We start from the raw sequence: 14,785 nt of genomic DNA, 5'->3' as shown, positions 1-14,785 counted from the left end.
AAATCGCCTAACGGTCATTACAGGCCGAAAGAATTGCCATGTCAACCATAAAATCCCCGTTTTTCAGAGCCTGAGGGGTTCGTATCCCGTGAACTCCCTCTCTCCTTGAGTCATAGAAAGAAGCACCACCATGGCCACTCCAGACAGTGAGGGCTTTGTCCGCTCATTCGCGCGCGGCCTGCGCGTGATCGAAGCAATGGGGCGCACCGGCGCGCACACGGTCAGCTCGGTCGCGCAGGACACGGAGCTGCCGCGCACCGTGGCGCGGCGCATCCTGCTCACGCTGTGCGAACTGGGCTACGCCTGCCCGACGCCGGACAAGGGCTTCCGGCTCACGCCCAAGGTGCTCAGCCTGGGGCTGACCTATCTGACGTCGCAGCCTTTCTGGGGGCACGCGCAGCGCGTGCTGGAGACCGTGTGCCTGCAATTGCGCGAGTCCTGCGCGGTCGCGGTCATGCAGGGCAACGAGGTAGTGTTCGTGCTGCGCATTCCATCGGCCAAGGTGATGTCGCCGCATCTGGGAATGGGCAGCCGCCTGCCGGCCTACGCCACGGCGCCCGGCCGCGTCCTGCTCGCCTACCAGGATGCCGGCTACCAGGACCAGTATTTCGGCCAGACCCCGTTGCGCCCGCTCACCGGGCAGACGCAGACGGACCCTGCCGAATTGCGCCACGAGCTGGCGCGCATTGCCCAGCAGGGCCATGCCTGGGTCGAGGGGGAATATGACGCGCATGTCAGCGGACTGTCGCTGCCCATCTACGATGAGCGCCGCAAGGTGGTGGCGGCCTTGGGCGCGAGTCTGCTGACGTCCGATTTCGACCGCGCGCGCGCGCAGCGCGAGATATTGCCGTCCCTGCGGGCCGCGGCCGAACAGCTGTCCGGCCTGGCGCCGAGCTTCCTGGCGCCGGTGCTGTGACCTGCGCGCGCGCCGGCGATCAGCGCCGCAGCAGCGGCGACGCCGGCAGCACCCGGAACGCCAGCGAGGCCAGCGCCAGCCAGCCGGCGATGGCCAGCAGCACGGCGAGGTAGGGTTCGATGCCACGGCCCGCCGCCCAGGCGGCCACGGCGCCGGTGGCCGCCTGCATGAGCGCCACGCCCAGGAACATGGCCATGGTGAACAGCGACAGCGCGCGCCCGGTGAGCTGCGGCGGGTAGGAGGTGCGCACGTCCGTGTACTGCAGCACGCTGTAGCCCGACAGCAGGCTCATGGCGATCATCAAGGCCACGGTCCCGCTGGCGTGGTGCATGAAGGCCATGGACACGAACAGCAGCGCCATGAGCAGCGAGCCATTCGCCACCCAGGCGCGGCGCCGTACGGGGCCGGGGTCCACGCGGCCGAATGCGCCGGGCGTGAACAGCGCGATGAAGGACAGCACCAGGGCCACGTTGCCCGTGTCCACCAGCGAGAAGCCATGGCGCTCGATGAGCAGCGGCCCCAGCCACAGGCCGCGCAGCGACAGAAAGGCGGCGTAGGACGACATGCCCAGCGCCAGGATGCCCCAGGTGTGCGGCACGGCGAACAGGGCCGCGAAGCCGCGCAGGGCCTGGCCCCAGCTTTCCTGCGCGCGCGGCTGCGCGCCGGGCTGCGTCGGCTCGTGCACCAGTGCCAGGATCAGCAGCCACGACAGCGCGCTCAACACGGCCAGCAGGCCAAAGCCCGCGCGCCAGCCCCAGTGCTGCACCACCCAGGCCATGGGCGTGCCCGTGAACAGCAGGCCCAGGCCGCCCACGCCCAGGCTCAGGCCCGAGAAAAATGCGAAGCGTTCCGCCGGGAAATGCCGCGCGATGAACAGCGTGCAGGCCAGAAAGGCGGGCGAGCAGCCCACTCCTATCAGCAACTGCCCCGCCATGAGCCAGCCATGGCTGGGCGCCAGGGCCGACAGCGTGGCGCCGGCGATCGACAGCGGCGCCGAGGCCAGCACCACGGCGCGCAGGCCGTAGCGATCGAGGGCGATGCCCATGAGCAGCTGCGCCACGCCGAACGACAGGCCGAACAGGCCGGCGAATGCGCCCAGCGATTGCGCCGACAGGCCGAAGTCCGCCTGCAGACCCTGGGCCACGATGGCGGTGATGGTGCGGTAGGACTGGCTCAGCGCGAAGCCCGACAGCAGGGCCAGCAGCATGACCCACAGCGGTTGCGCACGGGAGTGGGTGGAGGTCGAAGCGGGAACGGTCACGGGAAATTGTGGCACGCGCCGGCCGGGGCCGGCGGGCGCGTGCGGACGTGCGGATTCAGGTGCTGCGCCGCTGCGCGTGCGCGTGGCGCTCCAGGGTCTGCCGCGCCTGCGCCAGCACGGGCGCGTCCACCATGCGGCCGTCGAGCACGCAGACGCCGCCGCCGGCCTCCTGCAGGGCCTGCTGCACGCGGCGCGCATGGGCCACGGCGGCCTCGCCGGGGGCGAAGGCGGCGTGCAGCACCGGCACTTGCGCCGGGTGGATGCACAGCTTGCCGCCGAAGCCCATGCGCCGCGCGCGCTCGGCGTCGCCGGCCATGCGCTCGGGGTTGCGCGTGTCCACGGTCACGCCGTCCAGCGGCGCGGCCATGCCGGCGCGGCGCGCGGCCAGGACCACGGCCATGCGCATGGGCAGCAGCTCGGCTTCGTCCGCGCCGCAGGCCATGCCGGCGTCCACCTGGAAGTCCAGATGGCCGAAGGCCAGCCGCGCCACCTGAGGCGCCGCCGCCAGCGCGTCCACGGCATGCAGCCCGGCCACGGACTCCACCAGCGCCAGCAGCGCGGCTTGCGGCCCCGCGGCCCGGGCCACGGCCTGCAGGGTCTGCGCGCTCTCGGCCTTGGGCACCACGGCGCCGGCCAGGCCCTGCGCCATGAGCTGCGCCAGGGCCTGCAGGTCGGCGGCGAACCAGGGCGTGCCCTCGGCGTTGATGCGCACCAGCAGGCGCGCGCGCTGCGCGCCGTCGAGCGCGGCCACGGCCTCGGCCAGGGCGCGGCGCGCGCGTTCCTTGTCGGCAGGCGCCACGGCGTCCTCCCAGTCGGCGATCACCATGTCGGCGCCGCTGGCCAGGGCCTTGGGCAGCCGCTCGGGCTGGGTGGCGGGTACGAACAGGAAGGAGCAGGCGTTGCGCACGGGATCGGTCATGGCGGGGAGGCGGTCAGGCGTATGGGGGCGAGGTGGTGGTCGAGGCGGCGATCATGGGTGCGTCCGGTCCCGGGCCCGCGCGGGGCGGGTCCGGGGCGGGTCCGGGGCGGGAAGCGGGTCAGTCGGCGCTCACGCCGGCGGCCTTGATGACCTTGTCCCAGCGCGCGACCTCGGCTTCCAGGTGCTTGCGCAGTCCCTCGGGCGTGGCCTTGTCGGGCGAGACGAGGTCGGAGCTCAGCTCGGCGATGCGCTTCTTCACGTTATCGTCCTTGATCGCCACGTTGAGCGCCTTGGTGAGCTGCTCGATCACCTCCTTGGGCGTGCCCTTGGGAGCGTACATGCCGTGCCACACCTTCACGTCGAAGCCCTTGAAGCCCTGCTCGTCGAGCGTGGGGATGCCCGGCATGGACGACAGGCGCTTGGGCGTGGTCACGCCGAACACCTTGGCGCGCTTGCCGTCCTGGATCACGGGGGCGGTCTGCGTGGTCTGGTCGCACAGCAGGTCCACCTGGCCGCCCATCAGGTCGTTCATGGCCGGGCCCGCGCCCTTGTAGGGCACGGTGGTGAGCTTCACGCCGGCCTGGTGCATGAACAGCATGCCGCACAGCTGCGAGACGGCGCCGGTGCCGGCGTTGGCGAGCGTCACCTTGTCCTGGTTCTTCTTCACGTAGTCCAGCAGCTCGGGGAAGGTGTTGGCGGGGAAGTCCTTGCGCGAGAGCAGGGTCATGGGCACGTCCAGCACCTGGCCGATGTACTCGAAGTCCTTGAGCGGGTCGTAGGGCAGCTTCTTGTACAGCGCCGGCGCCGTGGCCATGCCCATGTGGTGGATCAGGATGGTGTAGCCGTCGTTCTTCGCCTTGGCCACGCGGGCGGGCGCGATGGTGCCGCCCGCGCCCACGGTGTTCTCCACCACCACCGTCTGCCCGAGCGAATGGCCCATGGGCACGGCCAGCAGGCGCGCCACCACGTCGGTGGGGCCGCCGGCGCTGTAGGGCACGACCAGGGTGACGGGCTTGTCGGGCCAGGCAGCCCGGGCGGCGCCGGCCAGGCCCAGGGCCAGCAGGGCGCAGGCGCCGGCAATGGCGCGGCGGGTGGTGAAGGTGGAAGGCTTCATGCTTGTTGTCTCCAGGGTCATGGACGCGGATGCGACTTCTTGGTTGGAAATGAAAACCGGCGGTGCCGAAGTCACGCGCCGGCGGCCAGCAGGCCGCCCACCCGCGGCCACTGCGCCACCTGCCACAGGGACGCGACGGCGCCCGTGGCCTGGGCAGCGCTTGCGGCGCCGCCATAGGCGGCCAGGCGCAGGGCCTTGGCGGTGATCTCCTCGCGCGAGAGGGTGTTGCCGGGGTCGCCCTTGGGCTCGTCCACGCGGCCCTGCAGGGTGCGGCCGTCCGTGGTCTGCACGGTGACCTTGCCGATCCAGCGCTGCGGGTAGGCGGCGTCCACCTCGGCGTCCAGCTCCATGCGCACCTTCTCGCGCAGGGCGACAGTGTCCGGGGCCAGGAACTGCGCGTCGAATTCGGTCAAACCCGCATGGCCAAAATGCGCGGCCAATGCCAGCACCGTGCCCATGGAGAACTTGCTCTGGTGCACCGTGGTGGGCGAGACCACCGGCCCCAGCACGTCGATGGCGCCCTGGTGCACGTGGCAGGTCACCTGGGCGATGTCGGCGGGCGTGAGGCCGTGCTCGCGCATGACCTGCTGCAGCGCGTCGGCTGCCGGGTGCGTGTGGCGGCACGAGGCATGCCACTTGAAGCTGGTCTCGGCCGTGGCCCAGCGGGTGCCCAGGCCGTCGGTGAGCCTGGCGGGGTTGGCATCGGTGGACATGCCGGCGGCCATGCCCTGCGGCCCGGTGAAGATGTCCTGCGCGCCGGTGAAGCCGTCCCTGGCCAGGTGGGCGGCCATCAGGCCGGCGGCGGCGGCGTGCGCCGTGTGCAGCTGCTTGCTGTCGGCGGCGGTGCGCAGGAACTCCCACAGCCCTGCCGACTGCGTGCCGGCCGAGCCGAAGGCGTGCTGCATCTGCGCGGGCGTCAATTCCAGCAGGCGCCCCACGGCGGCGGCGGCGGCCAGCGTGCCTGCCGTGGCCGTGGTGTGGAAGACCTTGTAGTGGCTGCGGCCCAGGAACTCGCCCACGCGGATGCCCACCTCGTAGCCCGCCACGCAGGCGGCCATGAGGTCGGCGCCGCTGGCGCCGATCTGCTGCGCGACGGCCAGGGCCGGCGGAAACACCACGGCCGCCGGGTGGAACACCGAGCCGTTGTGCACGTCGTCCTGCTCGGCAAAGTGCGAGGCCGCGGCGTTGGCCAGCGCCGCCATCATGGGCGAGCTGCTGGCGCCATGGCCGATCACCTCGCTGGGGCCCTGCGCCGGGCCCTGCGACAGCGCGAAGCGCGTGATGCTGGCCACGGGCCGCGCCTTGCAGCCGGCCAGCACCGAGCCGAACCAGTCCACCCACAGGTCCACGGTGCGGTCTTGCACGGCGGCGGGCACGTCGCTCCATTGGAGCTGGGCGGCGAATTGGGCCAGGGGGTGGATGCTGACGTGGGTTTCTTGCTTCATTGAGGGCTCCATCGCAGGCGGGTCAAGCGCTTGCAGCTATTAATTTTGTGAATCGCAGGTATGCCGCTCGTCGCTCAAATGGCCTGCGGCGCCTGCAGCGCGTCGATTTGCCCGGCCGTCCAGCCCAGCGCGGCCAGGATGGCGGCGTTGTGCTGGCCCACGGCGGGCACGGCATCCATGCGGTAGTCGAACGCGCTGTTCACGCCCGGCGGCAGCAGCGCCGGCACTTCGCCCGCGGGCGTGCCCACGCTGCGCCAGCGCTGGCGTGCCTGCAGCTGCGGGTGCGCCCATAGCTGAGCCATGCCGTTGACGCGCGCGTTGGCTATTGCCGCCGCGTCCAGGCGCTCGACCACCTGGGCGGCGCTGAGGCGGGAGAAGACTTCGAGGATCAGCGCCTGCAGTTCGGCGCGGTGCTGGTTGCGCTGGGCGTTGGAACAGAAGCGCGCGTCGGTGGCCACCTCGGGGCGCTGCAGCACGGCGTCGCAGAAGGTCTTCCACTCGCGTTCGTTCTGCAGGCCCAGCATCACCGTGCCCCCGTCGCCGGCCGTGAATGGTCCGTAGGGGTAGATGCTGGCGTGGCTGGCGCCGGTGCGCGGCGGCGGCGGCGCGCCGTCGAAGGCGTAGTACATCGGGTAGCCCATCCACTCGCCCATGGCTTCGAGCATGGATACGTCGATGTGGCTGCCCTCGCCGGTCCTGCCGCGCAGCAGCAGGGCCGACAGGATGTTGCTGTAGGCATACATGCCGGCGGCGATGTCGGCCACCGAGATGCCGGACTTGGAGGGCGTCTCGGGCGTGCCGGTGACGGACAGGAAGCCCGCCTCGCTCTGGATCAGCAGGTCGTAGGCCTTCTTGTCGCGGTACGGGCCGTCGGCGCCGTAGCCGCTGATGTCGCAGACGATCAGGCGCGGGTTGTGCTCTTTCAATGCCTCGTAGGACAGCCCCATGCGCGCGGCGGCGCCGGGCGCCAGGTTCTGCACCAGCACGTCGGCGGTCTTGAGCAGCTGCATCAGCGCGGCCTTGGCCTGGGGCTGCTTGACGTCCAGCGCCAGGCTTTCCTTGCTGCGGTTGATCCAGGTGAAGTGGGAGGACTGGCCCTTGACGCGCTGGTCGTAGCCGCGCGCGAAGTCGCCGCTGCCGGGGCGCTCCACCTTGATGACGCGTGCGCCCAGGTCGGCGAGCTGGCGCGTGCAGAAGGGGGCGGCGACGGCGTGTTCCAGCGATATGACGGTGATGCCGTCGAGGGGGCGGATGGTTTTGGTCATGAATCAGTCATTCCCTGGATTGGCTCGGTGAACGGCGCTTGCAACTGGCGCAACCCAAGCCAGCAGACGCCGCGCAAGGGCCGCCCCACCGCGCTGGCGTCGTCCCCCTTCCCGCGCGAAGCGCGAGAGAAGGGGGAGGCGGCGCAGCCGCTCAGGGGGTTGTTCCACGTCAGAACGAGCGCGGCAGGCCCAGGATGTGCTCGGCCACGAAGGAGTAGATCAGGTTGGTGGAAATGGGCGCCACCTGGTACAGGCGCGTCTCGCGGAACTTGCGCTCCACGTCGTATTCGCAGGCGAAGCCGAAGCCGCCGTGGAACTGCAGGCAGGCATTGGCCGCCTCCCAGCTCGCCTTGGCCGCCAGGTACTTGGCCATGTTGGCCTGGGCGCCCATGGGCTCGTGCTTGTCGAACAGCTCGCAGGCCTTCCAGCGCATGAGGTTGGCGGCCTCGACCTCGATGAAGGCGTCGGCGATCGGGAACTGAACGCCCTGGTTCTGGCCGATGGGGCGGCCGAACACGTTGCGGTCCTTCACGTACTTGGTCACGCGGTCCAGGAACCAGTAGCCGTCGCCGATGCACTCGGCGGCGATCAGCGTGCGCTCGGCGTTCAGGCCGTCCAGGATGTACTTGAAGCCCTTGCCCTCCTCGCCGATCAGGTTCTCCTCGGGGATCTCCAGGTCCTCGAAGAACAGCTCGTTGGTCTCGTGGTTGACCATGTTGGGGATGGGGCGCACGGTCAATCCCTTCTTCTGCGCCTCGGCCAGGTCCACCATGAAGATGGACATGCCCTCGCTCTTCTTCTTCACCTCGGCCAGCGGCGTGGTGCGCGCCAGCAGGATCATCCAGTCGCTGTGCTGCACGCGGCTGATCCAGACCTTCTGGCCGTTGACCACGTAGCGGCCGTCTTTCTTGACGGCGCTGGTCTTGATCTTGGTGGTGTCGGTGCCGGTGGTGGGCTCGGTCACGCCCATGGATTGCAGGCGCCATTCGCCGGAGGCTATCTTTGGCAGGTACTTCTCCTTCTGCGCCGTCGAGCCGTGGCGCAGCAGCGTGCCCATGTTGTACATCTGGCCGTGGCAGGCGCCGGAGTTGCCGCCGCAGCGGTTGATCTCCTCCATGATCACGCTGGCCTCGGTCAGGCCCAGGCCCGAGCCGCCGTACTCGTGCGGGATCAGCGCGGCCATCCAGCCGGCCTTGGTGAGGGCGTCGACGAACTGTTCCGGGTAGGCCCTGCTCTCGTCCACCTTGCGGAAGTACTCGTCGGGGAATTCGGCGCACAGCGCGCGGATCGCGTCGCGGATCTCGTGGTGGTTGTTGGAGCCGGTGTGTTCGATCATGGTGGTCTTTCAAAGGTTTTCGGCCTCCAGCGCCCGTCCATCAAGCGCTGGAAGCTATTTTTTTAATAGCGTTTCAGGCCAGGGTGGCCGTGCCCTGCATGGTCAGCCAGCCTTCGTGGTCCTGGGCCCACAGCTCGATGGTCTTGCCGTCGGCGGAGGGCTTGCCGTGCACGCTGAAGGGGTGCAGGTCGAAGGTGGGGCGCACGGCGCGGAAGTCGAAGGACGCCACCTGCGCATCGGGTAGCTGGCGGCGCAGCAGGTCCAGCAGCAGCGTGGCGATCAGCGGGCCGTGCACGATCAGGCCGGGGTAGCCCTCGACCTCGGTCACGTACGGGCGGTCGTAGTGGATGCGGTGGCCGTTGAAGGTCAGCGCCGAGTAGCGGAACAGCATCACCGCATCGGCCGTGACGCTGCGCGACCAGGCCTGCTGGCCGGCCAGCGGCGGCTTTTGCGGCGGCGGCGCGGCATCGCCGGGTTGCGCTGCGGAGCGGTAGACGATGTCGTGCTCCTCGGTCAGCGCCAGGCCGCGGGCGTTGTGGTACTGGTGCTCCACCAGCACGAACAGCAGCTCGCCCGAGCGGCCGGCCTTGTGCTTGACCGACTGGATCGTCGAGCGGCGCTGCACCTGCTGGCCCACGCACAGCGGGTTGGCCGGCTCCCAGCGCAGGCGCCCGCCGGCCCACATGCGCCGCGGCAGCGGCACGGGCGGCAGGAAGCCGCCGCGCTTCGGATGCCCATCGGGCCCGATCTCGCTGGCGCGCGCATGCGGCAGGAAGTACAGCCAGTGCCACAGCGGCGGCACCACGGTGCCCATGGCGGGCGCCGGGTCGTCGCGGTCCAGCGTGGCCGACAGCGCGGCCACGGGCACGGCCGTGAAGCTGTCGCTCAGGGTCTCGCTCCTGCCCTGCCAGGTCTGCAGGTGGGCCAGGGCGGCGGGGTCCAGGGTGATGTCTGTCATGGCCGCCATCGTCGGGGCTGGCGTGCGGGCGCGCAATCCACGTTTGTGAAAGCGTGTCTTTGGTGCCCATGAAGTCCCCCGGGGCTGCTTTCATGCAGCCAAAGCCCGGCCTCGGGATTGCCGAATGGCGCCGCCGCGCCTTTGCGTTCATGCTCGGGCGCTTCTCGATAACGCAAACCAAGGATGACGGAAATGGCGCAAAAGATGGTGCAGGACAAGGTGGTGGTGGTAACCGGGGCCGGCGGCGGCATCGGGCGCGACATGGCGCTGGCCCTGGCGGCGGCGGGTGCCAAGGTGGTGGTGAACGACATCGGCACCTCCACCACCGGCGAGGGCACGGACGCCGGCCCCGCGCAGAAGGTGGTCGAGGAAATCCGCGCCGCCGGCGGCCAGGCCGTGGCCAACATGGACAGCGTGGCCGACGCCGCGGCGGCCGGCCGTATCGTGCAGTGCGCGCTCGATCATTTCGGCCGCATCGACGGCGTGGTCAACAACGCCGGCATCCTGCGCGACCGCTTCTTCCACAAGATGAGCCTGGACGAGTGGGACGCGGTGCTCAAGGTGCACCTGTACGGCAGTTACTACATGGCGCGCGCGGCCGCCAACCACTTCAAGGAGCAGGAGAGCGGCGCCTTCGTGCACATGACCTCCACCTCGGGCCTGATCGGCAACTTCGGCCAGGCCAACTACAGCGCCGCCAAGCTGGGGCTGGTGGCGCTGTCCAAGTCCATCGCGCTGGACATGCAGAAATTCAACGTGCGCTCCAACTGCATCGCCCCCTTCGCCTGGAGCCGCATGATCGGCTCCATCCCCACCGACACGCCCGAGCAGCAGGCGCGCGTGGCCAAGATCCAGCAGATGACGCCCAACAAGATCGCGCCGCTGGCCGTGTACCTGCTGTCCGACCAGGCCCGCGACGTGAACGCCCAGGTGTTCGCCGTGCGCAACAACGAGATCTTCCTGATGAGCCAGCCGCGCCCCCTGCGCTCGGTGCACCGCAGCGAGGGCTGGACGCCCGAGTTCATCGCCGAGCACGGCATGCCGGCGCTCAAGGCCAGCTTCGTGCCCATGGAGCGCTCGGGCGACGTTTTCAGCTGGGATCCGGTGTAACCAAGGGGCAACCCCCTGAGCGGCTTGCGCCGCTTCCCTCCTTCTCTCGCATCGCTGCGCGCTGCGGGAAGGGGGACGCCGCCAGCGCGGCGGGGCGGCCGCTGGCTTGGGGCGCGCCAGTTTTATGCAGTGCGTGCGACGCACGGCGACATGAAGGAACGAGATGGCCATTGATTACCACCACCTGAAGAACCGGGCGTTCGCGCCCGTGCAGCAGCACTACACCGAGCGCGACACCATGCTCTACGCGCTCAGCCTGGGGCTGGGCAACGACCCGCTGGACGCCGCCGCACTGCCCTTCGTCTACGAGGGCCTGCCCGGCGGCCTGCGCGCCCTGCCCACGCAGGCCGTGGTGCTGGGCTACCCAGGCTTCTGGGCGCGCGAGCCGGACACGGGCATCGACTGGGTGAAGCTGCTGCACGGCGAGCAGCGCGTGCGCTGGCACCGGCCGCTGCCCGCCGACTGCGCCGTGGTGGGCAAGAGCCGCATCACCCACCTGATCGACAAGGGCGAGGACAAGGGCGCCATCCTGGTGACCGAGCGGCTGCTGGAGACCCAGGCCGGCGAACTGCTGGCCACGCTGCAGCAGGTGACCTTCCTGCGCGGCGACGGCGGCTACAGCCAGAATGGCGGCCAGCCCAGCGATGCGCCGCTGCCCGCGCTGCAGCCCACGCCCCAGGACCGCGCGCCCGACTTCACCGACACCCAGGCCATACGCCCCGAGGCGGCGCTGCTGTACCGCCTGATGGGCGACTACAACCCGCTGCACGCAGACCCCGAGGTGGCGCGCAAGGCCGGCTTCGAGCGCCCCATCCTGCACGGCCTGGCCAGCTACGGCCTGCTGGCGCATGCGGTGCTGCGCCAGTGCGGCGACCGCAACCCCGCGCGCCTGAAGGCGCTGGACATCCGCTTCGCCGCGCCGGTCTACCCCGGCGAGACCCTGGCCACCGAGATCTGGCGCGTGCCCGGCCAGCCGGGCCAGCTGCAGCTGCGCGCCCGTGCCGTGGAGCGCGACAAGGTGGTGCTGAGCCACGGCTACGCCGAGCTGGCCTGAAGCGCACCCTCTCCCCCAAGGGGGCGAGGGAGAAAACACAAGGAGTCACCATGACCGCATCCCCCGTGTTGACCGCCGTGCAGGATGGCGTCGGCACCATCACCCTGAACCGCCCCGAGGCGCGCAACGCGCTCAGCATGGACATGCGCCCGGCCCTGGCCGCTGCCATCGCGCAGATGCGCGACGACCCGCAGGTCCATGCCGTGATCCTCACCGGCGCGGGCGGCGCGTTCTGCTCGGGCGGCGACATCTCGGCCATGCTCGACGCCAGCCGCACCGGCCTGAGCTTTCGCGCCGGCATGCGCGAGCTGCACCAGTGGTTTCCCGAACTCGTGAACCTGGAAAAGCCCGTGATCGCCGCCGTCGATGGCCCGGCCTTCGGCGCCGGCCTGAGCCTGGCGCTGGCGGCCGACTTCATCCTGGCCACGCGCCGCGCCAAGTTCTGCGCCGTGTTCGGCCGCATCGGCCTGGTGCCCGACCTGGGCGCCCTGCACCTGCTGCCGCGCATCGTCGGCCTGCAAAAGGCCAAGGAGCTGGTCTTCAGCGCCCGCACCGTCGATGCCGACGAGGCCAGGCAGCTCGGCATCGTCTACGACATCGTGGCCGACGGCGCCGCGCTGCAGCAGGCGGCCCAGGCGCTGGCGCAGCGCTTCGGCCTGGCCTCCACGGCCGCCATCGGCATGGCCAAGACCATCATGAACCAGTCGTTCGAGAGCGACGCGCGCACCATCGCCGAAATGGAGTCTTACGCCCAGTCCATGTGCCGCGGCTCGCCCTACCACCAGGATGCGGTGCGGCGCTTCAAGGCCAAAGAGCCGCTGCGCTTCGACTGGGACCGGCCGGCATGAGCGCTGCACTGGCGCAGCAACTGCAGGCGCTGATCCGCCCCGGCGACACGCTGTGGTGGGGCCAGGCCACGGCCGAGCCGCTCACGCTCACGCGCGCTGTCGTGCAGCACCGCCATGCGCTCGCGCAGGGCGGGCGCATGCGCGTGTTCGTGGGCATCGGCAACTCCGACACGCTGCGCCCCGAGCAGGCCGACGCCATCGACTTCTTCGGCTACATCGCGGGCGGCACGCACCGGGCGCTGGCCCAGGCCGGCGTGCTGGACGCGCTGCCCAGCCACTACTCGCACCTGCCGGGCCTGATCCGCGCGGGTGTGCTGCCGGCCGACGTGGTGCTGCTGCAGGTCTCGCCACCCGACGCGCAGGGCCGCCACAGCCTGGGCCTGGTGCATGAATACCTCACCGCCGCGCTGGAGAAGGCACGCGTGGTGATCGGCGAGGTCAACCCCGCCATCCCCTGGACGCACGGCAGCGTGCACCTGCGGGCCGGCGACTTCGCGCTGCTCGTCGATGCCGAACACCCGCCGCTGGACGCCGAGCGCGCCGAGCCCGGCCCGGTGGAACAGACCATCGCGCGCCACATCGCCAGCCAGATCCAGGACGGCGCCACGCTGCAGGTGGGCATCGGCAAACTGCCCGAGGCCGTGCTCTCCGCCCTGCACGGCCGGCGCGACCTGGGCCTGCACACGGGCGCGGCGGGCGACGGCATCGTGGCCCTGGCCGAGGCGGGCGTGCTGACCAACGCGCGCAAGGGGCGCGACGCGGGCGTGGGCATCGCGGGCATCCTCATGGGCACCGAGCGCCTGCGCCGCTGGGCGCACCGCAACCCGCAGCTTGCCCTGCGCGGCACCGACTACACGCACGACCCCGAGGTGCTGGCGAGCCTGAACCAGCTCGTGGCCATCAACGCCGCCATCGAGGTGGACCTGACCGGGCAGGTGAATGCCGAGGTGGCGGGCGGCGCCTACGTGGGCGGCGTGGGCGGCGCGGTGGACTTCCTGCGCGGCGCGGCGAGGAGCCGGGGCGGCCTGCCCATCATGGCACTGCCCGCCACGGCCCGGGGCGCCACGCGCATCGTGGCGCAACTCTCCGGCCCCGTGAGCACGCCGCGCAGCGACGCGGGGCTGGTCGTCACCGAGCACGGCGTGGCCGACCTGCGCGGCCAGCCGCTGTCGCGCCGCGTGCGCCGGCTCATCGACATCGCCGCGCCCGAACACCGCGAGGACCTGGAGCGCCAGGCCCACGAACTGCTCCGCCGCTGTGGCGCTGTGTTCAATCAAAAGTAATAGCTATAGGTGCTTTAAAGATAAGCGCTACAGGCCCATTTCATTCAAATTTCAAGGAGATCCACCATGCGCAGAGCCGCCATCGTCACCCCCCTTCGCACCCCCGTCGGCACCTTCGGCGGCAGCCTGCGCCCCGTGTCCGTCGAGGAACTGGCCGCCACCACCGTGCGCGCCGTCGTCACGAGAAGCGGGATCGACCCGGAGCGCATCGACGACGTGGTCATGGCCCAGTCCTACGCCAGCAGCGAGGTGCCCTGCGTCGGCCGCTGGGCCGCGCTGCAGGCCGGGCTGCCGGTCAGCGTGCCCGGCATGCAGCTGGACCGGCGCTGCGGCGGCGGCCTGCAGGCCATCGTCACGGCGGCCATGATGGTGCAAAGCGGCGCGGCCGACGTGGTCATCGCCGGCGGCGTGGAGAGCATGAGCAACATCGAGTACTACAGCACCGACATGCGCTGGGGCGCGCGCTCGGGCAACGTGCGCTTCTACGACCGGCTGGACCGCGGCCGCGAGCGCTCGCAGCCCGTGGAGCGCTTCGGCAAGATCTCCGGAATGATCGAAACCGCCGAGAACCTGGCGCGCGACTACCACATCACCCGCGAGCAGGCCGACGCCTACGCCCTGCGCAGCCACCAGAAGGCTGCCGCCGCCTGGGCCGCGGGGCGCTTTGCCGACGAGGTGGTCCCCGTGCCGGTGCCCCAGCGCAAGGGCGAGCCGGTGGCATTCGCCCGCGACGAAGGCTTTCGCCCCGACCTCACGCTGGACACCCTGGCCAAGCTGCGCGTGCTGATGCCCAGCGGCACCGTCACGGCCGGCAACGCCAGCCAGCAGAACGATGCGTCGGCCGCCTGCCTGATCGTGGCCGAGGACAAGCTGGCCGAGCTGAACCTGACCCCCATGGCCACGCTGGTGGGCTGGGCCGCCGCGGGCTGCGAGCCCTCGCACATGGGCATAGGCCCGGTGCCGGCCGTCAAGAAGCTGCTGGCGCGCTTGAACCTCAGGATCGACGACATGGACCTGGTGGAGCTCAACGAAGCCTTCGCCTGCCAGGTGCTGGCCGTGCTCAAGGGCTGGGACTGGCAGGACCAGGGCGCCATCGAGGAAAAGCTCAACGTCAACGGCTCGGGCATCTCGCTGGGCCACCCCATCGGCGCCACCGGCGTGCGCGTCCTGGCCACGCTGCTGCACGAGCTGCAGCGCCGCCAGGGCCGCTACGGCCTGGAGACCATGTGCATCGGCGGCGGGCAGGGCATCGCTGCGGTGTTCGAGCGCGTGTGAC

The 14,785-nt window shown here is 70.6% G+C and carries 13 protein-coding genes; 6 read left to right on the top strand and 7 right to left on the bottom strand.

Features of this window, described 5'->3' with window-relative positions:
* Window positions 1-130: 130 nt before the first annotated feature.
* On the top strand, window positions 131-916 hold the full coding sequence (locus ACX12L_RS08270) for an IclR family transcriptional regulator domain-containing protein (RefSeq protein ID WP_459262197.1): 786 nt from the start codon (window positions 131-133) through the stop codon (window positions 914-916).
* Window positions 917-935: 19 nt separating this feature from the next.
* Here the strand turns inward: ACX12L_RS08270 and ACX12L_RS08265 are convergent, their stop codons facing one another.
* From ACX12L_RS08265 to ACX12L_RS08235, 7 genes are all read right to left on the bottom strand, one after another.
* Window positions 936-2,123 carry an MFS transporter gene (locus ACX12L_RS08265; RefSeq protein ID WP_459262316.1) on the bottom strand — a complete coding sequence of 396 codons (1,188 nt, stop codon included), beginning with the start codon at window positions 2,121-2,123 and terminating at the stop codon, window positions 936-938.
* Between the two features lie 109 nt (window positions 2,124-2,232).
* Entirely contained in the window at window positions 2,233-3,096 is an 864-nt protein-coding gene (locus ACX12L_RS08260) for an HpcH/HpaI aldolase/citrate lyase family protein (RefSeq protein ID WP_459262196.1), read from the bottom strand.
* Window positions 3,097-3,214: 118 nt separating this feature from the next.
* Window positions 3,215-4,210 (bottom strand): tripartite tricarboxylate transporter substrate binding protein BugD, encoded by a 996-nt coding sequence (locus ACX12L_RS08255; protein WP_459262195.1) that lies wholly within the window; start codon window positions 4,208-4,210, stop codon window positions 3,215-3,217.
* Between the two features lie 71 nt (window positions 4,211-4,281).
* Entirely contained in the window at window positions 4,282-5,655 is a 1,374-nt protein-coding gene (locus ACX12L_RS08250; protein WP_459262194.1) for an MmgE/PrpD family protein, read from the bottom strand.
* Between the two features lie 74 nt (window positions 5,656-5,729).
* On the bottom strand, window positions 5,730-6,920 hold the full coding sequence (locus ACX12L_RS08245; RefSeq protein WP_459262193.1) for a CaiB/BaiF CoA transferase family protein: 1,191 nt from the start codon (window positions 6,918-6,920) through the stop codon (window positions 5,730-5,732).
* Window positions 6,921-7,089: 169 nt separating this feature from the next.
* A complete protein-coding gene (locus ACX12L_RS08240; RefSeq protein WP_459262192.1) occupies window positions 7,090-8,256 on the bottom strand; it encodes an acyl-CoA dehydrogenase family protein in 1,167 nt (388 codons plus the stop codon).
* Between the two features lie 73 nt (window positions 8,257-8,329).
* Window positions 8,330-9,223, bottom strand: a complete 894-nt coding sequence (locus ACX12L_RS08235; RefSeq protein WP_459262191.1) for an HTD2 family dehydratase — start codon at window positions 9,221-9,223, stop codon at window positions 8,330-8,332.
* A gap of 183 nt (window positions 9,224-9,406) precedes the next feature.
* Between ACX12L_RS08235 and ACX12L_RS08230 the strand changes: the two genes are divergently transcribed.
* From ACX12L_RS08230 to ACX12L_RS08210, 5 genes are all read left to right on the top strand, one after another.
* Window positions 9,407-10,324 (top strand): SDR family NAD(P)-dependent oxidoreductase, encoded by a 918-nt coding sequence (locus ACX12L_RS08230; protein ID WP_459262190.1) that lies wholly within the window; start codon window positions 9,407-9,409, stop codon window positions 10,322-10,324.
* 163 nt (window positions 10,325-10,487) lie between these two features.
* A complete protein-coding gene (locus tag ACX12L_RS08225; RefSeq protein ID WP_459262189.1) occupies window positions 10,488-11,378 on the top strand; it encodes a MaoC/PaaZ C-terminal domain-containing protein in 891 nt (296 codons plus the stop codon).
* A 50-nt stretch (window positions 11,379-11,428) separates the two neighbouring features.
* Complete coding sequence (locus ACX12L_RS08220; protein WP_459262188.1) at window positions 11,429-12,226, top strand: enoyl-CoA hydratase/isomerase family protein; 798 nt, start codon at window positions 11,429-11,431, stop codon at window positions 12,224-12,226.
* Window positions 12,223-13,509, top strand: coding sequence for an acetyl-CoA hydrolase/transferase family protein (locus tag ACX12L_RS08215; protein WP_459262187.1), 1,287 nt, complete (start codon window positions 12,223-12,225; stop codon window positions 13,507-13,509). The genes ACX12L_RS08220 and ACX12L_RS08215 overlap by 4 nt, the downstream gene beginning before the upstream one ends.
* A gap of 66 nt (window positions 13,510-13,575) precedes the next feature.
* The gene (locus tag ACX12L_RS08210) at window positions 13,576-14,784 is read left to right on the top strand and encodes an acetyl-CoA C-acetyltransferase (RefSeq protein WP_459262186.1); all 1,209 of its coding nucleotides are present in this window, start codon (window positions 13,576-13,578) and stop codon (window positions 14,782-14,784) included.
* The last annotated feature ends 1 nt before the right edge of the window (window position 14,785 follow it).

Source organism: Alicycliphilus sp. T452 (assembly GCF_054512775.1).
The sequence above is the reverse complement of the archived record's forward strand: the minus strand, read 5'-3'. Positions and strand labels throughout refer to the sequence as shown.